The organism is Paenibacillus pseudetheri, from assembly GCF_924513355.1.
In the GTDB taxonomy this organism is placed as follows: Bacteria; Bacillota; Bacilli; order Paenibacillales; family Paenibacillaceae; genus Paenibacillus_AQ; species Paenibacillus_AQ pseudetheri.
The window spans coordinates 90497-115455 of the sequence record NZ_CAKMAB010000006.1; the positions used below are offsets into that span (position 1 = coordinate 90497).

The following is a 24959-nucleotide window of genomic DNA, read 5'->3' on the forward strand; positions in this document are numbered from 1 at the left end:
TAGACTAATGCGTTGTAACTTGCTTAGCAGCTACTTTCTTTGCAGTCACTTTCTCTTCTGCCGTTTCCTTAGGCTGTACACCTCTTTTAATAAAGAAGGCTAGAATAAATGCAATAATCGCTACGCCTACAGATACCAAGAATGCATCGTTAATTCCTTCAATAGTAGCTTTCGCAATGACTTGATTTTGTATACCAAGCAATTGGTCTGCCGAAGGCTTAGTCGTTAATTTACTTACAGCATCAGCGACCATATCTTTCACATGTGAAGTAGTACTGTTAGACATAATGGTTACGAGCAGTGCCCCACCAATCGCCCCTGATACTTGCTGAATCGTACTGTTCATGGCTGTACCATGCGGCGTATATTTGGCTGGGATAGAATTCAAACCATTGGTCATAACTGGCATCATCACCATAGAGATCCCGAACATTCTCACAGAATATAGAATCATGAGTGTCGAATATTTAGTTGTTTCAGTCAAATCACTAAAGAAATACGTACTAATCACTACAATCGCTAGACCGATTATCGCTAAGACCTTACCGCCGAATTTATCGAACAATTTACCTGTGATTGGTGACATAACTCCCATAATCAACGCACCGGGCAACATTAGAAGTCCCGAATCCAGAGGTGAAATACCTCTAATATTTTGCAGGTAAATCGGCATTAACATCATCGCTGAGAACATCGCCATATTCAGTGTAATCGAAATCGCTGAGGATAAAGCGAACATCGGATATTTGTACACTCTGAAGTTAAGCATAGGCTCCTTCATCTTCATTTGGCGCATAATGAAGATCACTAATCCAATCGCTCCGATAATAAGCGCGGAGTAGACCATTGGATCGTCCCATCCTTTGTTCCCAGCGGAACTGAAGCCGTATAGTAGACCTCCGAAACCAATCGCTGATAGAACTACAGATAAGAAATCGATCTTAATTACTACATCTTTTTTAGGATCATGCAATTTAAAGAAGGCCAGAATGAACACCAATACGGCGATTGGGGCAATCATAAAGAATAGAACAGGCCATTCATAGTGCTGAATAATCCATCCAGATAATGTAGGTCCGATAGCTGGTGCAAAAATCATAACCAGCCCGAACATCCCCATAGCTGAACCACGTTTCTCAGGCGGAAAGGTAGTGAACAATACATTCATTAATAATGGCATCATGATCGCAGCCCCTGAAGCCTGAACCATTCTGGCGATCAACAACACAGGGAAGCTTGGTGCTAATCCGCCGATAAAGGTTCCTATCGCAAATAATCCAATGGCGATTAAGAACAACCTTCTCGCGGTATACTTTTGAATCAAAAAGGCTGTTGAAGGAATCATAATCCCGTTCACCAACATATAACCCGTTGATAGCCACTGTACCGTTGAGGCACTGACATCAAAATCCTTCATAATCGATGGTAAAGCTATATTGAGTAGGGTATTACTCAGTAAAGCAACAAATGCACCAATCATGAGGATTGCCAATATCCCGTAGGACGCTTTACTTTCCTTTGCTTTCATTTTGGAATCCTCCATTCTATAATCATACTAACGGTTCAAATTTGAACTCGTGTTATAATCCAGTGTAGAATATATTACTCCCTTATTTCTCGCTTGGCAAGACAAAAATCATTTAAAATTGAAATTGTATTAAGTGGAAATATACGCTAGTCTATATTGGAACAAAGAGTTCCGCTTAAAGGGGCACCTCAGATGATAAATAAACGAAAAGAGCAAGTGGTTCATAAAGCACATGAATTATTTATTGAAAAAGGCTATCACGCCACATCCATTCAGGATATTTTGAATCATAGCCGGATCTCCAAAGGATCTTTTTATAACTATTTCCCTTCCAAAGGAGATCTCTTTAAGGCTGTATTCACGTCTATTCACATTCAGCTTGAAGAAGGGCGAAATTCAATGCTCATTGGTCAAGATCCCTCTGACATTAAGATTTTTGCCGAGCAGGTTCAGCTAGTCATGAAAATCAATAAAAAAAATAAATTATTACAGCTCGTTGAAGATGCTTTGGTCTCCAATGATCCAGACTTAATTACATTTATCAAAAAAACAAAGTTCAGCCTGCTAACCTGGGTATATGAACGTTTCCTTCATATTTTCCCTGCGGATAAAAAACCCTATTTACTGGATGGAGCCATCATTTTTAACGGGATTCTGCAAAATATGCTGCAAATCAACAATGCTATGAATGAAGTCATCACCTCTAAGCAAATCATTGATTATTGCACTACGCTTATCCAAACCATTGTTGAAGAAGTAAGTGAAATGGGCATTCAACTCATCTCACCAGATCACGTGGATAAGTTATTGCCCGCATCGGAATACACTGACTTTTTCAATAATGATCTATCCTTTGCGACCATAAGCTTGAAGAAAGTTATAGAGAGATCCTTTGCGCCTGGTGATGCGAACCTCACCAATTATCTAAAGCTGTTATACTTTATCCAGGAAGAAATCATGAACAACAAGGAACCGAGACAGTTCTTAATCGAAAGTGCTCTACTATCCTTAAGGACATGCCCTAATCTAAATGAAGCCAAAGAGTTTAAGCATTATCAGGATGTATTATCTAAAATGCTGTAAAGCTAACTAAAAGTGTGGTGGAGCATTTGTTCAAGCTATTATTAATCGAAGACGATTCAACGCTGTTTAATGAGATCAAAGAGCGACTTACTCAGTGGTCTTATGATGTGTATGGTATTCAAGATTTCAGCAATGTCACGCAGGAATTTATAGAGATCAAACCTGATTTAGTCATCATCGACATCCAATTACCTAAATTTGATGGGTTTCATTGGTGCCGAATGATTCGTTCCCACTCCAACCTTCCGATTATCTTCTTATCGTCCCGGGATCATCCTACGGATATGGTAATGTCGATGCAGCTTGGAGCCGATGACTATATTCAAAAGCCCTTCCATTTCGATGTACTCATTGCCAAAGTACAAGCGATTCTTCGGCGCGTCTACAATTACAACACAGATAACCCTGAGCTCAAGACATGGTGCGGAGCAACCGTGGATTATGAGAGAAATGTATTGACGCATGATATGGGATCGATTGAGCTTACGAAAAATGAGATTTTTATATTGAAATTGCTTATTGAGAAAAAAAATAAAATCGTCACCCGCGAGGAATTAATCAATAGCTTGTGGGATGATAAACGTTTTATAAGTGACAACACCCTTACCGTCAACATAAATCGGCTGCGAAAGAAGCTGGATGAGATAGGCTTAGGTGTTTTCATTGAAACGAAAGTGGGACAAGGGTATATGGCCATCGAAGAGGAAGCACTATGATTAAAAAGTATCTCTTGGAAAGAAGTAGCTGGATCCTACTAGTCCTCTTTACCAATCTTTTTATACTTTTTGTCACCTATATGGATGCATCCATCCCATTCTCTTCAGTTCTCTATCTGGTCTCCTTGTCGATGCTTTTTTTCGTGATGTTCTTGATCCTTCGCTATCCCAGAGAAACCAGGTTCTATAAAAGCTTAGCTGAGCGAGATGATGATCTGGACATAACGAGTATCGCCACACCCGAAAGCCCGTTTGAGCAAATTATTGAAGAGAGCATCACCAACCAAGCTAGATGGTTGAAACAGACTGCTTCGCATAATCAAATGACGTTAGAACAGGAAAAAGATGAACTATTATCATGGATTCATGAAGTGAAGACCCCTTTGACAGCGATGCACCTAATGATTGAGCGTATGGAAGATGACGTAATGAAGAAAAATCTGACCTATGAATGGCTGCGAATACATCTCTTACTGGACCAACAGCTCCATCAAAGGCGGATTCCCTTTATTGAGAATGATTTGTATATAGAACATATCGATTTAGAAACGCTTATTTTCGGGGAGATTAAGACGTTGCAATCCTGGTGTATTCAGAAGGGAATCGGCTTTGAGCTGAACTTGGAAGTAGCTGAAGCGCTTAGTGATGCCAAATGGCTGGCTTTTATTATCCGACAACTCCTAACCAACGCCGTAAAATATAGTGAAGCTTCAGATGTTACAGTGAATAGCTATCAGCAAGCTGAGCATATCGTTCTTGAGGTGAAGGACAGTGGACGCGGAATAGATCCCAAGGATTTGCCTCGTATTTTTGATAGAGGATTTACTTCCACCACCGTGCATCGCGACAATGCCGCCACAGGTATGGGTTTATATTTAGCCAAAAAAGCAGCGCAATCCTTGTTGATCGTCATCGGAGTTGAGTCGAGGCTCGGATCAGGGACGACGTTCACTTTAACCTTTCCGCTTAAAAATGAATTCGTGAAGCTCTCAAGCGTGTGACAACAATGTCACATGCTTTTTTATTTTGTTCGGGCAATCGAAGGATAAGAACGGCAAAGCCTTTTATAATAAAGCTATACAAAAAGAACGAGTATAAAAAGGGAGTGAATCATTATGGCAATTCTTGAAGCCACTAAAATTCATAAAAGCTACGGAAATAAATTAAACAAACAATCCGTGTTGAGTGGTCTGGATATTTCTATAGAAGAAGGCGAATTTGTTGGGATCATGGGCTCTTCCGGTTCAGGAAAGACCACCCTGCTTAACGTTCTCTCGTCAATTGATCAGATCAGCAACGGATCGATTACCATTGAGGGTACTGAAATTTCTAATATGAAAGAAAAGCAATTAGCTGAATTTCGGAAAAATCATTTAGGATTTATTTTTCAAGAATACAATCTCTTGGACACGCTGACGGTGAAGGAGAACATCTTATTACCGCTATCCATAACCAACACCCCCAAGAAAATCGCCAATGAGAAATTCGAAAACGTCGCGAGGGAGCTGGGGATTTTAGAGTTAAAAAATAAGTACCCGAATGAAATCTCTGGGGGTCAAAAACAACGCACCTCTGCAGCTAGAGCCTTCATTCATGATCCAAGCATTATTTTTGCTGATGAGCCTACTGGGGCCTTGGATTCTAAATCTGCTTCTGATTTATTAAATAAGCTGAGTGAACTAAATCAAAAACGTAAAGCAACGATCGTTATGGTTACACATGATCCAGTGGCAGCTAGCTATTGCAGTAGAGTTATTTTTATAAAGGATGGTACGATCTATACGCAATTAAATAAAGGAGAACAATCAAGACAAGTCTTCTTCAACGACATCATAAAAACACAAGGTGTACTAGGTGGTGTGCAGAATGAGCATTAATGTACTGATGCTTCGAAATCTGCGAAAAAACATCAGAAATTACTATCTGTATGTATTTGCTCTCGTCTTTAGCGTGGCCTTATATTTCGCCTTTGTTACGTTGCAATACGATCCTTCGATGGATGCGGTAGAAGGCTCGATCAAAGGTGGCGCAGCAATCAAGGCAGCCTCGGTCTTACTGGTCGCGATTGTATCCATTTTCCTGTTATATGCTAACACCATCTTCATCAAACGTCGGGGGAAAGAAATTGGCTTGTTCCAGTTAATTGGGATGACCAAAAATAAAATTTTCCGGATTCTTTCGGCCGAGAACTTCATCCTATATTTTGGTTCTTTAATTCTAGGAATAGCCGTAGGCTTTTCTATTTCCAAATTAATTCTAATGATTCTTTTTAAAATAATGGGGATCGATGCGATAGCATCCCTTCGTTTTTCTACCCCAGCCCTGGTTCAAACGCTGATCGTATTCTTTGTAATCTATCTTTTGATCATGCTGATGAATTATGGATTTATTAAAAGACAAAGCATTCTATCCTTATTCCGGGTGACCTCAACCACAGAAGGCAACGTAAAAAAGCTGTCCGTCTTTGAAATGATTATAGGGATCGCTGGGATTGGATTGATCCTGCTTGGCTATTCGATTTCATCCCGATTATTTAGTGGAGACTTAACATCAATGACTGAGCTATCTATAGCCATGATCACTATTCTGGCTTCAGTTATCATTGGGACTTATCTTTTCTATAAAGGCTCAGTAAGCTTTATCTTTCATCTCATTCGTAAAAAGAAAAATGGGTATTTAAACATTAAAGAGGTATTGTCTCTCTCCTCCATTATGTTCCGAATGAAATCAAACGCCGTTTTACTGACAGTCATTACAACGGTATCGGCACTCGCAATAGGTCTATTATCCTTGAGCTACATCTCATTCTACTCTGCTGAGAAAAATGCGAAGCTCTATGTCCCGTCAGATTTTATTCTTACAGATATCCATGATGCCGAACGATTTAAAGAGGTATTAACTGCGAAGAATTTAGTGTTTACAGAAAAAAAGACAGAAGTCATTCAGGTAGATGTGAATATGGAAAAGGTCCTCGGTGAGACTCCAAAGAGCTCCGGTATAGTCTCTAAGATTATGACCCTTCCAGTCATTAGCGAAAATGAACTTGAAGGCATCGATGTATCACCGGATGAGACCTATTTTACAAAGACAAGCAGTGCACTCGATAATCTGATTTCGATGAAAGACGAAGGCCCCATTGAGTTTAAGGGAGCGCATGAGGTTATTCCGCAGACATATACAACTATAAATAAGGACGCACCTATTTTAGGGTATTTCACTGGTGGCGGCTTACCCGTAGCTATTGTAGACGAAACGGTCTTCGAACGCTTACAGAACAATCTAGATCCAGCCCTTCAAAAAAAATCCTCTCTTAATATCGGAATCGATATGAAGGAACGGGCAAGTGTTAAACAAGCTAATGAGCTTTTTCAGAATATGAATTTTAAAAAGGACAGCATAACCGACTCTCAACTGGAGACGAAAAATAATCAAAAGCAAAATATGGGACTCATCATGTTTATCGTGGCCTTTCTGGGGTTAACATTCCTGATTACCTCTGGATGCATTCTCTACTTTAAACAAATGGATGAGAGTGAGAACGAAAAGCCCAACTACACGATCCTAAGAAAGCTTGGTTTCACGCAAGGTGATCTGCTTAGAGGGATTCAGATGAAACAATTGTTCAATTTTGGGATTCCATTAGTCATTGGATTGCTTCACAGTTACTTCGCCGTAAAATCAGGATGGTTCTTCTTCGGTACAGAGCTCATGACACCGATGATTCTGGTGATGCTGCTATACACCGCCTTGTATTCGATCTTTGCAGTGCTGTCCGTGTTCTATTATAAAAAAGTGATTAAAGAGTCGCTTTAAAACAAAGAGGGTATTCCAAAAGCCATCATGGTTTAGGAGTACCCTTTTACTTTACTTCTAAAACATATGATATTGCCATCCGGGTCCCGAAAATGTAGTGATCTTGCCCCCCAACCATAGGTGGTAGGTACAGTTACAAATTCTACATGAAGTGCCTTTAGTCGTTCATACTCCATATCAACATCATCAACATTAAAGCCTAATGTGAAATTACCAGATCCCCAATATTTAGAAAAATCAAATTTCATATCTGATTCCGCGGCTTGCTTTAGGTATATTGCCAATCCAGTACCCTTCGTTTCAATGGTAGCATGAATGTGATCACCTTCAGCTTTGGTTTGCAATATAACTTCATAAAATGTTGTCAAAGTGGTTACATCCTCTGTAATTAAACCAATATCAGAAAAGATCATACCTCTTCTCCCCTATCTTCATATTCAATTCTAGTTAACCCGTAGAAGACTATATCCTCGAATTTATCCCATTTTAAAATATGCCGTTTAAATTCCCCTTCAAATCTCATTCCAGCTTTTTTCATAACGTTAGAGGAGGCAGGATTTCTAGTCATTGCCGCTGCCCATATTTTATTTAATGCGAGGTCTTCAAATCCAAAATCAATTAATCGCTTAGCTGCTTCGGTCGCATAGCCATCTCCCCAAAAAGATCTTCCTACCCAATAAGCAAGCTCACCTCTTTTATGCGATTTGTCTATATTTAGACTCATACAGCCTATTAAGGTATTACTCTCTTTACTAATTAAAGCAAAAGGAAATCCTTCCCCTTCGTCTGCGCTTTTCCTACAGGCACCAATCCAAGATTCAGCCGCTCCATCAGGGTATGGATGAGGAATAGACAGCGTTGTTCTAGCTACTTCTATATCCCCAGCAAGCTCTTGAACTTTACTTGCATCTGTGGATTGAAACGGTCTTAGTATTAACCTTTGTGTTTCAAATGTAGGTTGCATAGAAAGTACCCCTCACTATTGGATTTTCAATAGATTATATTACAATTGTTGGATATTGCAATACATATATCAGCTATTCACAATCCCCAATACGAAACCATCATATCCTTTACTTCCCACTGTCTGAATGGCAGTAGCCGAAATCTTAGGCTCTTCAGCCAACAGATCATAAAATTCCCGTACGCCTACTACACGAGGATCTTTGCTATTCTTGTTAATAATCTCGCCTTCACGAATCACATTATCGCCTATAATCACCGTACCGGGCCGGGAAAATTGAAGCGCCCACTGTAAATAGTTAGGGTTGTTGGGTTTATCGGCATCAATAAATATAAAGTCAAAGGTTTCCACACCCTCTTGTTTCATCTGAGACAATTGCCCCAAAGCATCGCCTATACGAAGTTCTATCAGATCATCTACTTGAGCAAGCGCGAAATTGGCCCCAGCCACCTGAGCATGTGATGGATCCAGCTCCAAGGTAACGATATGTCCGTCAGACGGGAGCGCCCTTGCCATCCAAATTGTACTGTACCCACCCAAAGTGCCAATCTCCAGAATCCGGCGTGCACCTTTCATTTGAACCAATAGGTTAAGGAATTTACCCTGACTAGGTGAGACATCAAAGGGCGGCAGCCCTGCCTGTTGATTGGCGAACAACACTTCCTCCAGCACGGAGTCCTGCGGAATTAAGCGCTCTGTAATGTACTGATCGACTTTATCCCATGTAGTCGGTTGATTCATATTTATCACTTCTCCTTTGAAATAAAATTTTCATTTCCACAATTAGGGATCGGTCGTAACTACGAGGAGTGTTTGGACTTCCGGCCGCTGTTGTCTCCAGATTTCTTCGATTAAAACCACTATTCGTGGTGAAATCCGTAGACAAAGGCGGTCGCTGACGCTCCTACAGTTCCAAACCTCCTCTTCGGTACTCCTTTTCCCTAATTAAAGATTCAACTTCAACTTCAACTTTATACCTGTATTGTAAATCAGTTATAATCATAAATATAATATATCTTTAAACCAAAATTATATATTTTATATATGAATTAAACGAGAGCAGATAGGAGCTTAACCATGAATCTACACGCCTTACGCTTATTCCATGTGATCGCATCAACGGGTAGCGTGACACGCGCCTCAGAAACTTTAAATATCAGTCAGCCTGCGATTACGGCTCAGATCAAGAAATTCGAAAAGGAACTATCCTTCGCCCTATTCAAGCCTCAAGGTAGAGGAATTGCTTTAACGGATGCGGGTGAAGAGCTTGCCCTACTCGCGAAAAGACTGTTCGCTGTCGAACAGCAGATCGAACAATTCACTCAGGATTATGTTAACGGCACGAATGGAAGTATCCGTCTAGCCGCGACGTATTTGCCTGCTCATTTCCTTATCCCTACCTGGATCGCAAAGTTCAAGCAACAATATGAGCAAGTGGAAATGGTGATTACCACCACCAATTCAAGCGATGCCCTGAAGCAGCTGCTAAATGTAGACGTGGATATGGCGATTTACGGAGGGATTACCGAGGCCTATCCAGATACGATCCGGACAGAAGAGTTATTTCAGGATGAGTTATGGTTTGTGGTCGCACCCCATCACCCCTATGCGAATCAGCAAATTTCTTTATCCGAAATGATGAAGGAGCCTTTTGTCATGCGTGAGGAAGGGAGTTCGACGAGAGAGAGATTATTATCGTTATGCCGTACATATAATACGCCAGGTCCTACGATCTCTTTGCAATTTAACGGACTTCATGAAGCGATCCAAGCCGTTATCGCCGGGTATGGCGCTAACTTCGTCTCTTCACTCGTTGTTCGCGAATATGTTGAACGTGGAGAATTATGCCGAGTTTATGTTGAAGGAATACTTCTGAAGAATAGCATTGCGATCTGTACGCGAAAAAATGAACCGTTATCCGCCTCGGCAGCAAACCTTATTCAAATGATTCGCCAGAATCCTTATACGATGTAGCATTTTTTTAAAAAAGACTGCTCTCTAGGCTGACTATATCCAGCCCGGAGAGCAGTCCTTGTAAGTACCTGCTTTATTTGAACGCCTTACGCTTGCTTCTTCTCCGTTAAATAGTACAGGAAAGCCAAGATCGGCAGCGCCAGACCGATCAAGCTGGTCAGACTCCAGCCTCCGTACGCATATGCCCAGCCGCCTAGTGAAGAGCCAACGGCTCCGCCTACAAAAAATATCGCCATAAATAATCCGTTTAAACGTCCTCTCGCCTCGTTGCCAAGGGAATAAATCGCCCTTTGTCCAAGCACCAGATTACCCGATACCCCCATATCCAGCATAATAGCTGCTGCAACCAGCAATCCAAGTGTTACTCTCGAATCGTCCTGAAACAAGTAAGCTAGCAGAAAAGCCACAGCTGCCAGCACAAACGCAAGTCCGGTCAACGGCCGGGTCCAGCCCCGGTCAGCCAATCTCCCAGCGATTGGAGATGCGATAGCCCCAGCCACTCCGGCCAGCGCAAACAAGGCAATGCCTTGCTGACTTAAATGATACGTATCGGCCAGGTGCAAAGAGACCGTCGTCCAGAACAGGCTGAAAGCTCCAAACAGGCTAGCCTGATAAATTGCCCGGCGGCGTAACACTGGCGTACTCTTCAGTAAAGTACCTAGAGAACGGATCAATCCGCCATAATTCATTGTAGGCACAGGTTGGCGCTGCGGCAGCACACGGGATAATAGAAATGTTAATAAGGCAATCACTACGGCGGATATAGCATAAATCGCATGCCAGCCCCACAATCCAGAGACAAAACTAGCCAGTGGCCGGGCGAACATAATACCGAGCAGCAGCCCACTCATTACATTACCGACCACCCGGCCGCGCTGCTCTTCAGCAGCCAGAAAAGACGCATACGGCACAAGAATCTGGGCAGCTACGGAACCAAGGCCAATGAACAGAGACGCTCCCAGAAAGATCGCCGCATTCGGAGCCAGTGTGGCTGCTACCAGTGACACCACCACCACAGCCAGTGATACCACTGTCAGGCGGCGATTTTCAATAATATCGCTAAGCGGTACAACGAACAAAAGTCCAAGAACGTATCCTACCTGGGTCAAAGTTACAATCAGACCCGCTGCCCCAGAAGAAAGCTGCGTAGCTTGGGCGATCTGTCCGATCAGGGTTTGGGCGTAATACAGATTAGCCACAATTAGTCCGCAGGAGGCCGCTAATAGAAATGTAATCCATCCAGGGATCGTCTTTCCTTCCGAATGTTCCTTCGCTGGATTCACTGAACTTACTGAACTTACAGGATTCACTCGTCTTCCTTGATTCATAAGATCTCCACCCTTCGACTTTAAATACTGAACGAACCGTTCATTAATTGATTTAAATATATACTGAACGTTCAGTTTTGTAAATAGGCGATTGGCTACTTCGTATAACCTTTTGTATAATGAACGTATAGTTTCTTTTTTTAAACCGAAAGGTAGACAAAGGATATATGAATCGGGAGGGATCTCTGATGGATAAAAAAAGAGGACGGCCGCGCAATAGCGAAGCCGAGGCTTCTATTCTGGCAGCATCGTATGACCTGCTACTGGAGACCGGATTTGGGGCGGTGACTGTAGAGAAAATTGCCGAGCGGGCTAAGGTAAGCAAAGCAACCATTTATAAGTGGTGGCCCAACAAAGCAGCCGTGATCATGGATGGCTACCTTTCTGCAGCTTCCGCAAGATTGCCAGTGCCAGACACCGGTTCGGTCATGGACGATATTATGATCCATGCCACAAATCTGGCCAGCTTTCTTCGCAGCCGAGAAGGAAAGGTCATTACCGAATTGATCGGTGAAGGGCAATTCGATGCTGGCCTTGCTGAGGCCTATCGTACGAGGTTTTTCGCTCCCCGCCGCCAAGAGGCGCGACAGTTGTTGGAGCGTGGGGTAACCCGAGGCCAATTAAAAGCGGATCTGGATATTGGGATCACGATTGATCTGCTCTATGGACCGATATTTTATCGGCTTCTAATCACAGGGGATGAGCTAAACAAAGCTTTTGTGAAATATTTGATCACCTCTGCTTTTGAGGGCATCAAAGCATAACAAGCGTAACCTTTGGCGCGTGAAACTTATACTTTCTTATATTTTAAAAAGCCATCCTTTGCAGGATGGCCTATCACTTTTATTTTACACCGTTCGATCCAAATTAACTTCAAACGTGTCTCCAGTTACATAATCCATATACCTCGTATTCCCATCGTAATCCAAATAAGCTTGATAGCGCGTACGAATAGCCGGTTGTGTAATCCAATCAAGCACTTTCTCTTTTGCCACCCACATCACTTCAGAGGTTTCCTCAGAGGTACATAATTCCCCACCTACGGGCTTGCAGATAAAATCAAACATAACCTTGGTAGGAACATCGGTTACACCGTCATACCATTTATGAATGCCTGTATTGGAATACACACCAATCAATTGAGATACCGTGACATCTATTCCACTTTCCTCTTTAATCTCTCGAATTAATGCATCCACCAGGTTCTCTCCGACCTCTACTTGTCCACCAGGAAATACCCATCCACCATCATGCGTCTTTACTAAAAGGATATCTCCTTGTTCATTTTCTGCGAATCCACCTGCCGCTACAATATGTGTTGGCCAAGCCATAGACTGCACCTCTTTTTAGAAGAGGTTAACAATTTAATCAGCATTTGTAAACGATATTTTTCTATTCCATAACGCTTCAAAAGCTTCGCAATGCTCTATTAAATCATCAAACTTTCCTTCACCCACGACCGAGCCTTGGTCCACTACCAGTATTTTATCAACGTCTTTTATAAAATTTAGTCGGTGGGCAACAATAATGATGGTTTTGTCCTTAAATTCCTGCAAAATCGTCTCCATTAGACTTTGCTCCGTGATATTATCAAGTGCAGAAACAGGTTCATCTAGAATTAAAATGTTTCTTTTCTGAGCAATGATTCTGGCAAAAGCTAATCGCTGTCTCTCACCGCCTGATAATTTAACCCCTTTTTCACCTACCAAAGTGTCTAAACGATCCGGTAATTGGCTTACCTTTTCCTGCAGATGAACCTTTTCCAAAATCTCATACAACTCTTCATCGGACAAGGAATGTTCATCAAATACAATATTATCCCTAATCGTAGCGTCAAAAATCGGCGTGTCTTGTGATAAGTAAGAGATATGATCATAGTAGCTATCCAGATGGATCTCATCGATATCCCTACCGTCCAATAAGAGTTCACCTTTGTCCTTTTTTAATAAGCCTACGATCAGTTTAATCAAGGTAGATTTCCCACCCCCACTTAATCCGACAATAGCAACGGACGTTCCCCGCGCAATCGAAAAGGATAGATTATTCAAGATCTTCACTTGTCCATAATCAAAAGATACATCCCTAAGTTCAATATTACCGTGGATCTCAGTGACGACTTCTCCGGACTCCAAATTCCTATCTTCTGGTGCCTCAATAAATTCCTCAAATCTCTTGTAGGTCACTTTATTCAGTCTGTAATCTACAAATAGAACATTAAAGATGGCAATCGGCGAGTATATCTTATCAATAAACATAAACAATGCGACCACAACACCAAGAGAGCTCTCGCCAGCGACGATGCTTTTTACACCATAAATCAAGACGACGACTTTAATTACCGTGACAAACAACTCGAATATCGCGAAAAAAGCTTCGTGGATCATTTGCAGCTGGGCATTTTTATGAATGATAGTGCGTGCGGTTTGGCTTAACTTATCGATCTCTTTCTCATATCGTTTATTAGTTCGGAAGACGACCAATTCCATAAAGCCACGGATAGAGAATCTGGACATCTTTTCTTGTTCCTGTAGAATGGCCGCCTTCATCGCATACAGAAATTTCAACAGCAGATTCGTTATCAAAAAGACGACCACGTAGCCAGCAGCAATCACTACCATGATCCTTAAATCATAGAAGCTGATAAAGATAAGACTGAACAGAAGAGTGGGCAATAACTCATGTAATGTTTTGAGGAAAAAGGAGAAAATCATGCTGTTTCCAGCTGCTGCTCCATTCTCGATCACTTTAATCATCTGGCCTGTGCCCATATCCTGATAGGCTTGATAGTCGATTTTGGATATTTTAGATAGTGCAAGTATCTTTAACCTCTCCGTTATACTGTTCGATAAATACACACTAGGGTATTCATCCACATAATTTAGGATCACCACCCCAGCCAGCAAAACGCCGTACACCAAGATTAAATTAAATATCTCACCGAAGCTGCCCATCACAGTGGCCTTGTCTAATATTTTTTGAAACACCACAATGCCTAAACTACTCAGCAGTTGAATAGTAAAACCCAATAAAATATAACCGCATATCCACCATTTCAGGTGAGCTAGACTCTTTTTTAACATAACATTCTTCCTCCTCTTTCAATTGAATGTAAAAAGCCAGGCAACCCTCTCCATCCAACTGTAAAAAACCATCCACAAATACACGGTTCTCTAAGTTAAATAGGTTAAGTGCCTGGCTCTATACAAATAGCTGCCTCTGGCACCGTTCAAAGCTCTAGTTAATGAATCAAAAGGGTAGACTCCCCCCTTGATAGCTGGTACGCGTTTGACCCAGCCCGATAACTAGTTACTTCGAACGATACGGAAAGACATCCATTTCACCCCAATTAAAAGAATTGTTCCTATTATAATTCTCTAATCCATATATTTCAAGAATTACGTTTGACGATACGTAGTCCTGCCACTTGGCCCACCTTATGTCCTTCATGCGAAGCGAACTTGATCGTAACCGCTGAGTTGCTGCTCGTAATCATCTGTGGAAGCTCGTAACGAATCGTCTCCAGCTTGTTCATCTCTTCAGACTCAAGGACACCTAGTCCAAGCTGTTCACCATCTGCCGTAATATCGAAGGCCACCGAAGTATCGTTGGACTTCAAGTACGTTACTACCAGATCCACTTGCTCCTCTGCCAAGACTTCCATTGTGAAAGAGAACCAGCCATTGATCCAGCTGTCGCGATACTTGCGGTTGTAGATTTTGCCTAAGCCTACATGCTCCCCTTCGAAATTATGGTCTCGTTCAGGCTGCATTTCAGCAGGTTGCACCGAGTCTACGGTTAGCTGTTCAAGCAGCAGATTGCTCTCGACAGCCTCGCGATATTCAGCCTCTACCAGCTTCCACTCCTCTGACGTGAACAAATCCCAATACACGGAATAACGATGATCATGCATAGGGTAGAAAGGACGAAGTTCATGGTCTCCTGCATATCCTAAAACTTTCATCCGGAACACATTTTTGCTAACGTTAGACTGAATCAGGCTGTCCGTTAGCGTCTCGCGATCTCCGATTAATATAGAAGCAAGGGCGCGATCACTGCCTAGCTCAGCATTTATAGGTCCAAAATCACCTGCAAGCACAAGCGGTCCATAGAGGAATGCAATTCGGTTTGGATTATCCGGCATGGACTCGATTCTTACCGACATCGGAATATCATATTCGACAACGTCTCCATCCTGCCATACTTTATTCAAAGCTAGGTGTTCACCGACGATAAATATTTCATGCGCCTCTTCCGAAAATACGAAAACATGACACCGACCCAATATCGTAACGCCTATCATAAGACGTTTATGAATAATGATTGAATTAAAGGGCTGCCCATAAGTAGCATTCACCACTCTTGGGACAGCCCTTTCTTCGACATGGAGCCGAAAGAATCGTATATTATTGAATCGTTTGTGAAGACGAATTCCATCGCCAGCGTGGAGCTACGCCTTGCAGATGCACCCCGCCATACCACTCATCAATCCCTTTCTTCTCGGCCCAGTCCTCTTTACCAGACATTACGTTCTCTCCGAACGCTGTTAATACAACTTCACAATCTTGAAAGGGCATCGCCGGTTCGTTATAACCGGGAAATTCCTTCAAGCCACGCGTTTGCAGTAACGGGTATGGGTCTTGTGCCATCTGTCTTAGAATATGCCAATATTGCAAATCTCCCATGCCTAGTATATGAAGCTTATCTCCCACATTTTTGAACAGCTCATAGGGTGATTTTATTCCCTCTTGGACCATCCGCAGCGTGATCTGTTCAACAATACCAAGTCCATTATAGATCGATGGGAAACGAGATAAATGCGCTATGAAGGCGTCATGTGCAAATGGCAATGCGGACGTATCCTTAGTTAGTAGCTGTTGTAATGATTCTGGATTCGGTGATACATAGGCTTCCCAGAGTTCTTGGCCTACCTTTAGCTCCTTGTCGCCGATTAACTTCCACGTTCCTGATAAAGTCTCCATTTGCTCTACAGATAGTTGTCCAAGTCCTCGAAACAGCTCAATGCCGGGATATTCCCCAATGCACAATAAACTCAGCTTCGTGGATCCCTTCTTCTGCTTCGAGAACCAATGGAGCAAATAGCACAGCATCGTCTGATCGAATAGATCATGTTCGAACCATAATACAACTTCATCATATTTATGAAAATCAGCTAAGATCTTTTCCTGTTCCTTACTGATCTGTATAAATTCCTTCTGCGGAATCCCCAACGTTTGTTCTAAATAATGCGCTCTTACTAAGCGGTTATTCTGTTCCCAAGGCTCTAAAAAGACCGGACCATGAGAGTATACCTCTCTCCATACTAATACATCGCCTTGCACAATTCCCTGACGCAGCTTCTCTCCCACTACATCTCCGTTTACAATATGAAGCACACCTTTTCCTCCTTCGTACAAATGATTGAACACGGAGAGAACATCCGCAACAGGTAGCGCACCCTTAAGCTTGCGGCGAGCATCAAAGAGTCGTTTCTTCAATACCGGGACTGAGGTCCCCAGAAAGTCAGCAATCTCTTGAAGGGAATATCCCTGAAAATAATATAGTTGAACGGCGATCCGCATATTGGATGTCAATGCATCTATAGACTCGTGAAGCAGTCGTCGTGCTTCTTTTTTCTCAATAATGTCTGTCACATTAAATGAAGATTCTCTCGATTCCACAGCTTCATCGTAAGGTAGTGCAGGATGCTGCTTTCTTCGCAAGATACGATAACACTGCCTTGCCACAATCGCTTTAAACCAGCCTGGAAATGCCTCTACTTCTCTTAATTTATTCAAATGCAGGAAGGCTTCTGTGAAGGCTTCCTGCACAGCATCCTCCGCTAATTGGTAATCGTGGAGCTTTTCATACGCAACTGCATTCGCCATTGGTGTAAAATGCCTAACGATCTGTTCAAAAGCTTGACGATCTCCTCGCCCTGCCTCTTCAATATACTGAAGCATACCTTCGCTCGCTCCCTTCTTCCGTATTATATACAAGTGCCAATGAAGTTCCTAAAGGTTACGGATGAGATTAAAAAAGTCAGACGTTATTTATTTTTTCCTATTACATCCTTTGCAACCTCTAAAGCTGAAGAGGCTCGCGGCCAACCTACATAATAAGCAAGGTGGGTAATGGCCTCCACGATTTCTTCAAGTTGTAATCCGTTCTCTAAAGCCAAGCGCAAATGATAGGGGAGTTGTTCCGTCATGCCTCCCATCACCAAAGCAGAAATCGTAATCATGCTACGATCCCGAAGTGATAATTGTTCACGTCTCCATAAGTCCCCAAATAACACATTTTCCGAGTAGTCGACGAATGCCGGAGCGAACTCCCCTAACGATTCCCGTACATTTGTGACGATTTTCCGATTCGCCATATTACACCTCCCTAACCGGAGGTTGTAGCATTTGAGCAACACCGTTACCAAACGACCAATCTTCGAATTCCGTGTCGACGAGCACAATGAATATATCTTCTTTTCTGATGTTTAGCGTCATCGATAATCCCTCGGCTAGCATCGCGTAAAAGCTTGTTTTCTGCTCCGTTGATCTTCCGGATTTTAGCGTAACTTGGATATATATCAGTCCGTCGCTTCGTTCAATATTTAAATAATCTTTACTATAAAAAAACTCCCCCGCTTTATGCGCATGAAAAACCTGAAACATATCATCCTCCGGTACATGGAAATGCTGAATTAGTGCACTCATAATCGCTCTGCATATTCCTTCTAGCTGATGAATATCGTATTGTTGCTCCAAATAACTGACTCTAATGAATGGCAAATCAATTCACTCCTTCTTTGGAATTCTTTTATTGTACCCTCACTCTTATAATTTATATAATTGAATAAGATAATAATCTTAATCAATTATACCGATAGAGGTGACAGTTGATGGATCTAAAAGAACTGATGGCTTTTAAGACCATCCTTCAAGAAGGGACTTTCTCACGCGCTGCAGAGAAGTTGAATTATGCGCAGTCTACCATTACAAACCAAATTCAACGTCTTGAAAAAGAACTTGGCATACAACTCTTTCACAGAGGCTGGGAAGTAGAACTGACAAGTGCAGGGCAAGTCTTTGCAGCGGAAATCGACAACCTTATTCAACATTGGAACTATGTAACAGAACTCACCAAGGCTTTACAGCATGACGAAATTGGCACACTTCATATCGGAGGCATTGAATCCATGATGGAATCCGTCCTACCGAACGCCTTGGGAAAGTTTCATGAGCAAAAACCCAAAATGGCATGTAACTTCATTCAGGGTAACACTGATTCCCTCTCGCAACTCGTCCTACAAAGTGAACTCGATTTCGCCATCTGCGGTGAGCCGTCCGACCTGTCTTTCTTTTATTTCGAACCGCTCTATCACGAGAAAATCGCTTTTATAGTAGATCACAATCATCCTTTAAGCGGACGACACGATATTCCATTTCGAGAAATTCTTGAATATCCAATTATAGCTGGAGGACACACTTGCTTATATTATCTTCGGTTAGCTAAGCAATTTTCGAGATTCGAATCAAAGCCCACTCTATCCACCATAAGTCAAATTTCTGCTATTCCTCATTTTATAAGAAAGAACCCTGGGGTGGGGGTAGTGCTTGATTCGACATCTTTAATGACAGATATCGTAAAAATCGATGTTGAACTAAGCGAGCCGTTCATTCAAGTGGGTATATTGCAGAGGCGCAACCAAGAATATCTAGCAACATCATCTAAAAAACTATTCATACAAATCATAAAAGAGGAAATTGAGAGGACTAGTAACGCTAATCCTACTCTCCACATTTGAACCACAAGCAACTTCCATATATGATAGCTATATCATTGTTCTCAGGGAGGATTCATAGAAGTGGCAGTATTAATCAACGAACAAATCAGAGCATCCGAAGTAGTCCTTACAGGACTTAGAGGCGAGAAGCTGGGCATCGTCTCCCGAGAAGAAGCGCTGGCCATGGCCAGATCGGCAGGTGCTGATCTGGTATGCACCTCGCTAATGAGCAGCCCACCGCCCTGCAGCCTAACTGCAAAAGGCAAAGCAAAAGCGGCCGCGCAGAAGGAGGCAGCCTCAGCACGCAAGGCTACTGGTGGCTCAACTGCAAAAGGTGGCAGCAAGGAGAAGGTCAAAGAACTCCGCTTCACGGCTCATATTGAAGAGCATGATTACGATACGAAGCTTCGCCAGGCAGAGAAGCATCTCCGTTCTGGCAAGCCAGTGCAATTAGTCGTGAAGGCATCCGGCGCCAAAGAAGCTGCTGCTTCCAAGGCCGTATTGGAGCGACTAGTGACTGACTTGAAGGAAGTTGGAACGAAGGACACTGGCATCCAGACAGGTGGTAAAGGGGCACAGGTGAAATTAAATCCACGTTGAAGAGTGGCCTATTCGTTCCGATCATATAGAGCTAGTAAAAAGGCCATCCTCTGTGGGATGGCCTTTCACTTCATAGGCAATGTTCTTAATCTTTCAACTTAAACATGATTGCCCATTAATCCCCTCGGGCGATAGTTCATGCCGCCAGCATAAAGGTGGGAGACATCTCCTAGTCCAATACACCTAGGAACCGCAAAGTGCTCGCTGCGCTCTTCAAACAAGATCGTCGTTACCGAGCTTGGCGCTAACCAAAATACAGACCAAGCCAAGGCTAAAGGAATCTGTAATAAATGAGCTAGCCATGCGAGACCAAAGCCGCCATGGCATACTACTCCAATCTTCTTGGTGGAAGGCTCAAGGATACGATAAAGGCCATCTTCTCTTTTATAATGGTGTCGAAGCAAGAATTGATCTGAAGCCGCTTGTAATTCGCTAAACCGCAATCTGTATTCTTCTTGCTTCAACCAATGATCTGTTTCATCAGACCATACTCTCTTCCCACTCGATAGTTCGCTAATATGTTCTCCGGGGCTATCCCAAATAGACGACAATTGTCCATCCAACATAATCTCTGTCCAATCCAGTTCACAAGTCCAAGGTTCTGTCTGAATTACAAGTCCCGCCTCTTTGGCCACATAACTGGCTGTGGTCTGTGCTCTACCCAGTGGTGAAGCATATAGTTCATCCAGACCGATAGATGCCATGCGTTTACCCAATGCTGCAGCTTCCTGATGCCCGAATTCTGTTAGACCATCTATCGAATAGTCCGGATCACCGTGACGAATCAGAAATATTTGCATAATAATGCCCTGCTCCCCTCAAATCCAGCCTTTTTCCTCTGCCAGTCGTACCGCCTCAATTCGACTTTTCACTTCCAGCTTATTGAGTATTTCAGAAATATAATTGCGAACAGTTCCATAAGAAAGGTGTAGCGAAAAAGCGATCTCCGCCGCCGTTTGCCCTTCACCAGCCAGCTTTAAGATCTCTCGCTCCCGTGCTGTTAGTGGATTTTCTTCCCGCAAGCTACCAAAAACTAACTCGGGGGATACCTCCCGATGTCCAGCCATTACACGGCGAATAGATTCAGCCAGCTTATCTACAGGCTCGTCCTTCAACAAATACCCTTGTATACCAGCCTTCACTCCACGCTCGAAATAGCCCGGACGGGCAAAGGTAGTCAAGATGATAATTCGAGTCGGACAACCTTTACTCCGCAATATTTCTGCAACCTCCAGCCCGCTCTTGAACGGCATTTCAATGTCCATGAGACATACATCCGGCTGAAGCCTGTCGATTAAAGCTAACGCCTCAGCTCCATCACAGGCCTCTCCAACGACTTCGATATCATCCTCAAGATCCAGCAGGGATGCCATCGCTCCCCGAAGCAGACGTTGATCCTCCGCTATAACGATGGTTATCATGCACTCTCACCTCCTGTTGCTTCCTTAACGATTAGAGGGATCATAACGATCAGCGTAGTTCCCTGACCTTCTTCTGAGCTTAGCGACAGAGAGCCATCAATCAGGGATAGACGTTCTGCCATCCCTTTCATACCATTTCCATCACTAAGCTCACCATTACATCTCTCACCGTTCTGGAGGCCAATTCCGTTATCTTTAACGGTAACGCGAACTTCTCCGGCGGTCTTTGCCACCCCGATGAAGCATTTATCCGCTCTACTATGCTTCACAATGTTAGTCACCGCTTCTTTGATACAGAGGCTGAGAATATTTTGCGTCAGATCGGACACGCCCTCTAGCGAGATATCCCCTTCCACTTCCAAGGCAATCTCCGCCGTGCGCAGCATTTCCCCGGTTTCTGCCAGTTCTTCTGCTACTGAGATCGCACGCATTTCCGACACTAGCTCGCGCACCTGACGGAGCGCAGCCCGCGAAGTACGCTGAATTTCCCGCGCCTCCTCTTGGGCTCGCTCCGTATTTTTGGTCACCAGCTTCTCTACGAGTTGGCTTTTTAATGTAATCAAGGACAGCGTATGCCCGAGGGTATCATGCAAATCACGAGCGATTCTCATGCGTTCCTCACGCTTCACCAACTCTTTAATCACCTCATTAGCTTGATCTAGCTCTTTCTCCAGCTTCTGATGTTGATGCATGGATCTTACGCCGAATGGCATAATCAGCATAATAACGATAAACGGGATTAAGAACATAATACTAACCCATTCCAACTCACGGCCTACTAAGACCAGCACCGAAAGTACCATGACAACAAAAGAAGTAAATGCAATTTTAAACCCTTTATTCTCCGTATAATAAGCTATAAAATTCACGGTGAAAAAGCCCATATACAGATTAAAGGGCGTATAGAACAAGCTAAGCACCACGATGATCACCATTTGAGTCGTTAACCAAACATAAAACACGCCACCCCGAACCCAATACAGCTGGCGATAGCTGATGGCAAACACCGCTATCATAATCCCACCTAGAATGAGCTTCACTCCAGTCTCCCCGCGCAAATTCAGGATGGGCAAAACCAGATAGACAGCCCATACATAAGGGAAAAATCCCTGACTTTTCGGAAATAACTGGAACTGTCCACGCTCGGTCATTACTTTACACCGCTTCCTGTTTTTTTCGAATATAAACCGATAGTAACATAAAAACTACCAAATATCCGAGCAAAATCAAGACATTACTCCAATGAGGGGCTGAGCCGCGTACAATCTCCCACGCCCCATTTCCATAATTATAAGAAGGTAACCAATGACCAATCTTCTGCATTAAACGCGGCAAAATCTCAATCGGCATCCACATGCCCCCCGCTACAGCAAGCGCCATATAAATCACGTTACTGACTCCACTAGCCGTATCCACCCGTTTCATAGCACCCACAAGCGTACCAATCGCCAAAAATGGAAGGGAACCGATCAGAATCCATAGCCCGCTAAGCACCCATTGACCCGCTGTTAAGGAAACGCCATTGATAAAATATCCTGCGGCAAAAATACAAATGACCGAGAATAGGTGCATCATCGTTTGCCCGAACATTTTTCCAAAGAAATAAACAGAACCCGGTAGCGGGGTAATCCGAATAAAGGTGGTCCAGCCTTGTGTTCGTTCTTGCACTAAACGGATGCCAAGCGTCATGATCGCAGAGCCCATTACACTAAAGGTTGCCATCGACATTAAGTAATGAGCGCGCCACGTCGGGTCATCGTTACCTGTATTAACCACTCGGGTGAAGATGAAGTAGAACATAATAGGCATGAGCAAGGACCAGAACACGTAATAAGGATTACGGATGATCCGCAGCATCTCGGCTTTACACTGTATAGTAATTAGTCTCATCGTTAGACAGCCTCCTCTTGGTTCATGGTCAATTGCTCAAAAGCGTCATCCAGACGTCCCTGATCAATCCGAACATCCTTCACGGGAAGTCCAGTAATAAAAATCGCTCGCAGCGCCTCATCCGTATCGTCTGTCGTCACATGAATCCGACCTTCTTTTTCATAACAATCTTCAATAGCAGTTAGTTCCAGCAGACTTTTGCGCAATACAGATCGATCACCTACTGGCAGGAAGGACAGCGAACGCTTCACAATCCGCGATTTAATCTCATCTGGACTTCCGTCTGCAACTAAATGGCCCTTGCTGAATAATAGAATACGATCCGCGATATCTTCTGCTTCCTGTAAGTAATGTGTCGTGAACACAATCGTCTTGCCCTGCTCCGCAAGTCCACGAACCGTATCCCAGAACCGCCGCCGGGAAGTAATATCAAGTCCAACCGTAGGTTCATCAAAAAAGATCAGCTCTGGATCACCCGCCAGGGCCAGCGCGAAGCCTAGACTACGCTTTTGACCGCCCGAGAGCTTCTCGGCGTATCTATTCAAATCCGCTGGCGCAAGCCCCGTAGCTTTAATTAGAAACTCCATATCCATCGGCTGTGGATAATAGCTACGGATCAGAGCAATGATCTCCCGAACCTTCAGCCGATCCATCACACTTACTTCTTGCAGCATCGCACCTGTCTTTTCACGTACCATTTTTTCTTTTGGATGTTGTCCGAAGATTTTCACTGAACCTTCAGTGGGCTCTAATAGCCCCAATAACATTCCCAATGCCGTTGTTTTGCCTGCTCCGTTCGGTCCAAGAATAGCTGTAATCGAACCCTTGGCAATGTTGAAGCTGATGTTATCTACTGCTTTCTTATCCTTATATAATTTGCTAACTTCATTCATCTCAATAACACTGTCCATTTCGTAACCCCTCCGATTCCGAATGCGTTTGATCTATTTCAATCATATGGAAAAAGGAGACCTGACATTAGTATGGACTGTCATTTCTTTAAGATGACAACTGTCACCTTCACAAAAAAAGAAGCTGCCCTATCCGTAGTTTTAACTACGAATAGGGCAACCTCTTTAAGCGAAAATACTAGATTACCTCTTGAAGAATCCTTTTCCGAGAAGGAATTCCTTCATATGCAATCGCGCTGGCTGTGCCAACCGTTCTGCCATAATCACAGACCAAGGTGTATCCTTGGCACCATGAGTCCGCTCACGCATATAGTCTGAAGAGACTTTATCGTAAGTCTTGACCTGCTCCACTGTGGTTTCGGCATTGTAGCGATTGCGATGTAGAACAGCCTCTAATGGCAGACGCGGACGCAGGCTTAAGGCTCCATCAGGATAGCCTACACACATTCCAAATATCGGGTAGACCAATTCGGGCAGTCCAAGCAGCTCAGAAACCTCCGTGATCTGGTTACGAATTCCGCCGATATAAACAATTCCGAGCCCAAGCGATTCCGCAGCCACAGCAGCATTCTGAGCGGCAAGTGCAACATCAACGGTAGCTACAATAAGGTTTTCCGCAGAATCTTCATACGATGTCTCTCCCTGCAAATGAGGTTTTGTCACCTCACGCAGCCGATATAGATCCGCGCACCAGACCAAGAAGACTGGGCATTGTTCTATATAAGCCTGATTACCCGCTAATCCGGCAAGCTCTGCTTTTAGAGCCGGGTCAGTCACTGCAATAACACTATAGGCTTGTACACTGCTGGAAGTCGAAGCCATTTGGCCTGCTTCAATAATAGCTGCAAGCTGCTCTTCACTTACTGGCTTATCCTGATACTTGCGGACAGATGCATGGTTCATTAATAGAGATATTGTCTCGTTGTTTTCTTGCACAGCGGCCACTCCTTACAT

The 24959-nt window shown here is 43.3% G+C and carries 26 protein-coding genes and 1 pseudogene; 10 read left to right on the plus strand and 17 right to left on the minus strand.

Features of this window, described 5'->3' with window-relative positions:
- Positions 1-4 precede the first annotated feature (4 nt).
- Positions 5-1528 carry a DHA2 family efflux MFS transporter permease subunit gene (locus L1028_RS07450; RefSeq protein ID WP_234532693.1) on the minus strand — a complete coding sequence of 508 codons (1524 nt, stop codon included), beginning with the start codon at positions 1526-1528 and terminating at the stop codon, positions 5-7.
- Between the two features lie 192 nt (positions 1529-1720).
- Between L1028_RS07450 and L1028_RS07455 the strand changes: the two genes are divergently transcribed.
- The 5 genes from L1028_RS07455 (at position 1721) to L1028_RS07475 (ending at position 7140) form a co-directional block, all read left to right on the plus strand.
- On the plus strand, positions 1721-2611 hold the full coding sequence (locus L1028_RS07455; RefSeq protein WP_234532694.1) for a TetR/AcrR family transcriptional regulator: 891 nt from the start codon (positions 1721-1723) through the stop codon (positions 2609-2611).
- A gap of 26 nt (positions 2612-2637) precedes the next feature.
- A complete protein-coding gene (locus L1028_RS07460) occupies positions 2638-3327 on the plus strand; it encodes a response regulator transcription factor (protein ID WP_234532695.1) in 690 nt (229 codons plus the stop codon).
- Positions 3324-4328 carry a sensor histidine kinase gene (locus tag L1028_RS07465; RefSeq protein WP_234532696.1) on the plus strand — a complete coding sequence of 335 codons (1005 nt, stop codon included), beginning with the start codon at positions 3324-3326 and terminating at the stop codon, positions 4326-4328. The genes L1028_RS07460 and L1028_RS07465 overlap by 4 nt, the downstream gene beginning before the upstream one ends.
- A gap of 114 nt (positions 4329-4442) precedes the next feature.
- A complete protein-coding gene (locus L1028_RS07470) occupies positions 4443-5204 on the plus strand; it encodes an ABC transporter ATP-binding protein (RefSeq protein WP_234532697.1) in 762 nt (253 codons plus the stop codon).
- Positions 5194-7140: an FtsX-like permease family protein gene (locus L1028_RS07475; protein ID WP_234532698.1), complete on the plus strand. Its 1947-nt coding sequence runs from the start codon at positions 5194-5196 to the stop codon at positions 7138-7140. The genes L1028_RS07470 and L1028_RS07475 overlap by 11 nt, the downstream gene beginning before the upstream one ends.
- 32 nt (positions 7141-7172) lie before the next feature.
- On the opposite strand, the gene L1028_RS07480 is transcribed toward L1028_RS07475, so the two are convergent.
- The 3 genes from L1028_RS07480 to L1028_RS07490 all read right to left on the minus strand — a co-directional run bounded on the left by L1028_RS07480 (position 7173) and on the right by L1028_RS07490 (position 8845).
- On the minus strand, positions 7173-7553 hold the full coding sequence (locus L1028_RS07480; protein ID WP_234532699.1) for a VOC family protein: 381 nt from the start codon (positions 7551-7553) through the stop codon (positions 7173-7175).
- Positions 7550-8104 carry a GNAT family N-acetyltransferase gene (locus L1028_RS07485; RefSeq protein WP_234532700.1) on the minus strand — a complete coding sequence of 185 codons (555 nt, stop codon included), beginning with the start codon at positions 8102-8104 and terminating at the stop codon, positions 7550-7552. The genes L1028_RS07480 and L1028_RS07485 overlap by 4 nt, the downstream gene beginning before the upstream one ends.
- Positions 8105-8173: 69 nt before the next feature.
- Positions 8174-8845 (minus strand): O-methyltransferase, encoded by a 672-nt coding sequence (locus tag L1028_RS07490; protein ID WP_234532702.1) that lies wholly within the window; start codon positions 8843-8845, stop codon positions 8174-8176.
- A 336-nt stretch (positions 8846-9181) separates the two neighbouring features.
- On the opposite strand from L1028_RS07490, the gene L1028_RS07495 reads away from it, so the two are divergent.
- Entirely contained in the window at positions 9182-10078 is an 897-nt protein-coding gene (locus L1028_RS07495; RefSeq protein WP_234532704.1) for a LysR family transcriptional regulator, read from the plus strand.
- An 86-nt stretch (positions 10079-10164) separates the two neighbouring features.
- Here L1028_RS07495 and L1028_RS07500 read toward each other — a convergent pair whose 3' ends face one another.
- The gene (locus L1028_RS07500) at positions 10165-11406 is read right to left on the minus strand and encodes an MFS transporter (RefSeq protein WP_234532706.1); all 1242 of its coding nucleotides are present in this window, start codon (positions 11404-11406) and stop codon (positions 10165-10167) included.
- Between the two features lie 188 nt (positions 11407-11594).
- On the opposite strand from L1028_RS07500, the gene L1028_RS07505 reads away from it, so the two are divergent.
- Positions 11595-12170: a TetR/AcrR family transcriptional regulator gene (locus L1028_RS07505; RefSeq protein ID WP_234532709.1), complete on the plus strand. Its 576-nt coding sequence runs from the start codon at positions 11595-11597 to the stop codon at positions 12168-12170.
- Positions 12171-12254: 84 nt separating this feature from the next.
- Here L1028_RS07505 and L1028_RS07510 read toward each other — a convergent pair whose 3' ends face one another.
- The 3 genes from L1028_RS07510 to L1028_RS07520 all read right to left on the minus strand — a co-directional run bounded on the left by L1028_RS07510 (position 12255) and on the right by L1028_RS07520 (position 15568).
- On the minus strand, positions 12255-12737 hold the full coding sequence (locus tag L1028_RS07510; RefSeq protein WP_094869671.1) for an NUDIX hydrolase: 483 nt from the start codon (positions 12735-12737) through the stop codon (positions 12255-12257).
- A 33-nt stretch (positions 12738-12770) separates the two neighbouring features.
- Positions 12771-14486, minus strand: a complete 1716-nt coding sequence (locus tag L1028_RS07515) for an ABC transporter ATP-binding protein (protein ID WP_234532710.1) — start codon at positions 14484-14486, stop codon at positions 12771-12773.
- Between the two features lie 308 nt (positions 14487-14794).
- Positions 14795-15568 (minus strand): DUF6805 domain-containing protein, encoded by a 774-nt coding sequence (locus L1028_RS07520; RefSeq protein WP_341482501.1) that lies wholly within the window; start codon positions 15566-15568, stop codon positions 14795-14797.
- A gap of 57 nt (positions 15569-15625) precedes the next feature.
- Here L1028_RS07520 and L1028_RS07525 point away from each other — a divergent pair.
- Positions 15626-15730 (plus strand): annotated as a pseudogene (locus tag L1028_RS07525) (AraC family transcriptional regulator); the annotation flags it as partial.
- Positions 15731-15809: 79 nt separating this feature from the next.
- Here the strand turns inward: L1028_RS07525 and L1028_RS07530 are convergent.
- From L1028_RS07530 to L1028_RS07540, 3 genes are all read right to left on the minus strand, one after another.
- On the minus strand, positions 15810-17366 hold the full coding sequence (locus tag L1028_RS07530; protein WP_234532714.1) for a sigma-70 family RNA polymerase sigma factor: 1557 nt from the start codon (positions 17364-17366) through the stop codon (positions 15810-15812).
- 86 nt (positions 17367-17452) lie between these two features.
- A complete protein-coding gene (locus L1028_RS07535) occupies positions 17453-17782 on the minus strand; it encodes a carboxymuconolactone decarboxylase family protein (RefSeq protein ID WP_234532716.1) in 330 nt (109 codons plus the stop codon).
- Between the two features lies 1 nt (position 17783).
- On the minus strand, positions 17784-18188 hold the full coding sequence (locus L1028_RS07540; RefSeq protein WP_234532718.1) for a tautomerase family protein: 405 nt from the start codon (positions 18186-18188) through the stop codon (positions 17784-17786).
- A gap of 110 nt (positions 18189-18298) precedes the next feature.
- Here L1028_RS07540 and L1028_RS07545 point away from each other — a divergent pair, with 110 nt between their 5' ends.
- Together L1028_RS07545 and infC are read left to right on the plus strand one after the other, a co-directional pair.
- A complete protein-coding gene (locus tag L1028_RS07545) occupies positions 18299-19204 on the plus strand; it encodes a LysR family transcriptional regulator (RefSeq protein WP_234532720.1) in 906 nt (301 codons plus the stop codon).
- 60 nt (positions 19205-19264) lie between these two features.
- The gene (gene infC / locus L1028_RS07550; RefSeq protein WP_234532721.1) at positions 19265-19783 is read left to right on the plus strand and encodes a translation initiation factor IF-3; all 519 of its coding nucleotides are present in this window, start codon (positions 19265-19267) and stop codon (positions 19781-19783) included.
- A 98-nt stretch (positions 19784-19881) separates the two neighbouring features.
- On the opposite strand, the gene L1028_RS07555 is transcribed toward infC, so the two are convergent.
- The 6 genes from L1028_RS07555 to nfsA form a co-directional block, all read right to left on the minus strand.
- Positions 19882-20583 carry a histidine phosphatase family protein gene (locus tag L1028_RS07555; RefSeq protein WP_234532722.1) on the minus strand — a complete coding sequence of 234 codons (702 nt, stop codon included), beginning with the start codon at positions 20581-20583 and terminating at the stop codon, positions 19882-19884.
- An 18-nt stretch (positions 20584-20601) separates the two neighbouring features.
- Positions 20602-21204 carry a response regulator transcription factor gene (locus tag L1028_RS07560; protein WP_042184310.1) on the minus strand — a complete coding sequence of 201 codons (603 nt, stop codon included), beginning with the start codon at positions 21202-21204 and terminating at the stop codon, positions 20602-20604.
- Entirely contained in the window at positions 21201-22355 is a 1155-nt protein-coding gene (locus L1028_RS07565; RefSeq protein ID WP_234532723.1) for a sensor histidine kinase, read from the minus strand. Before L1028_RS07565 ends, L1028_RS07560 begins: the two co-directional genes overlap by 4 nt.
- A gap of 4 nt (positions 22356-22359) precedes the next feature.
- Positions 22360-23094: an ABC transporter permease gene (locus L1028_RS07570; RefSeq protein ID WP_234532724.1), complete on the minus strand. Its 735-nt coding sequence runs from the start codon at positions 23092-23094 to the stop codon at positions 22360-22362.
- A 2-nt stretch (positions 23095-23096) separates the two neighbouring features.
- A complete protein-coding gene (locus tag L1028_RS07575; RefSeq protein ID WP_234532725.1) occupies positions 23097-24005 on the minus strand; it encodes an ABC transporter ATP-binding protein in 909 nt (302 codons plus the stop codon).
- Between the two features lie 183 nt (positions 24006-24188).
- Positions 24189-24941 carry an oxygen-insensitive NADPH nitroreductase gene (nfsA, locus tag L1028_RS07580; RefSeq protein ID WP_279306840.1) on the minus strand — a complete coding sequence of 251 codons (753 nt, stop codon included), beginning with the start codon at positions 24939-24941 and terminating at the stop codon, positions 24189-24191.
- Positions 24942-24959: the final 18 nt, after the last annotated feature.

Excerpts from the sequence above, each read along its gene's own strand:
- L1028_RS07520 (WP_341482501.1), bottom strand. The coding sequence starts at position 15,568 with ATGTCGGTAAGAATCGAGTCCATGCCGGATAATCCAAACCGAATTGCA.
- L1028_RS07555 (WP_234532722.1), bottom strand. The coding sequence starts at position 20,583 with ATGCAAATATTTCTGATTCGTCACGGTGATCCGGACTATTCGATAGAT.
- L1028_RS07480 (WP_234532699.1), bottom strand. The coding sequence starts at position 7,553 with ATGATCTTTTCTGATATTGGTTTAATTACAGAGGATGTAACCACTTTG.
- L1028_RS07505 (WP_234532709.1), top strand. The coding sequence starts at position 11,595 with ATGGATAAAAAAAGAGGACGGCCGCGCAATAGCGAAGCCGAGGCTTCT.
- L1028_RS07495 (WP_234532704.1), top strand. The coding sequence starts at position 9,182 with ATGAATCTACACGCCTTACGCTTATTCCATGTGATCGCATCAACGGGT.
- L1028_RS07470 (WP_234532697.1), top strand. The coding sequence starts at position 4,443 with ATGGCAATTCTTGAAGCCACTAAAATTCATAAAAGCTACGGAAATAAA.
- L1028_RS07510 (WP_094869671.1), bottom strand. The coding sequence starts at position 12,737 with ATGGCTTGGCCAACACATATTGTAGCGGCAGGTGGATTCGCAGAAAAT.
- L1028_RS07450 (WP_234532693.1), bottom strand. The coding sequence starts at position 1,528 with ATGAAAGCAAAGGAAAGTAAAGCGTCCTACGGGATATTGGCAATCCTC.
- L1028_RS07575 (WP_234532725.1), bottom strand. The coding sequence starts at position 24,005 with ATGGACAGTGTTATTGAGATGAATGAAGTTAGCAAATTATATAAGGAT.
- L1028_RS07455 (WP_234532694.1), top strand. The coding sequence starts at position 1,721 with ATGATAAATAAACGAAAAGAGCAAGTGGTTCATAAAGCACATGAATTA.
- L1028_RS07565 (WP_234532723.1), bottom strand. The coding sequence starts at position 22,355 with ATGACCGAGCGTGGACAGTTCCAGTTATTTCCGAAAAGTCAGGGATTT.
- L1028_RS07560 (WP_042184310.1), bottom strand. The coding sequence starts at position 21,204 with ATGATAACCATCGTTATAGCGGAGGATCAACGTCTGCTTCGGGGAGCG.
- L1028_RS07535 (WP_234532716.1), bottom strand. The coding sequence starts at position 17,782 with ATGGCGAATCGGAAAATCGTCACAAATGTACGGGAATCGTTAGGGGAG.
- L1028_RS07515 (WP_234532710.1), bottom strand. The coding sequence starts at position 14,486 with ATGTTAAAAAAGAGTCTAGCTCACCTGAAATGGTGGATATGCGGTTAT.
- L1028_RS07475 (WP_234532698.1), top strand. The coding sequence starts at position 5,194 with ATGAGCATTAATGTACTGATGCTTCGAAATCTGCGAAAAAACATCAGA.
- L1028_RS07490 (WP_234532702.1), bottom strand. The coding sequence starts at position 8,845 with ATGAATCAACCGACTACATGGGATAAAGTCGATCAGTACATTACAGAG.
- L1028_RS07500 (WP_234532706.1), bottom strand. The coding sequence starts at position 11,406 with ATGAATCAAGGAAGACGAGTGAATCCTGTAAGTTCAGTAAGTTCAGTG.
- L1028_RS07465 (WP_234532696.1), top strand. The coding sequence starts at position 3,324 with ATGATTAAAAAGTATCTCTTGGAAAGAAGTAGCTGGATCCTACTAGTC.
- L1028_RS07530 (WP_234532714.1), bottom strand. The coding sequence starts at position 17,366 with ATGCTTCAGTATATTGAAGAGGCAGGGCGAGGAGATCGTCAAGCTTTT.
- L1028_RS07570 (WP_234532724.1), bottom strand. The coding sequence starts at position 23,094 with ATGAGACTAATTACTATACAGTGTAAAGCCGAGATGCTGCGGATCATC.
- L1028_RS07485 (WP_234532700.1), bottom strand. The coding sequence starts at position 8,104 with ATGCAACCTACATTTGAAACACAAAGGTTAATACTAAGACCGTTTCAA.
- L1028_RS07545 (WP_234532720.1), top strand. The coding sequence starts at position 18,299 with ATGGATCTAAAAGAACTGATGGCTTTTAAGACCATCCTTCAAGAAGGG.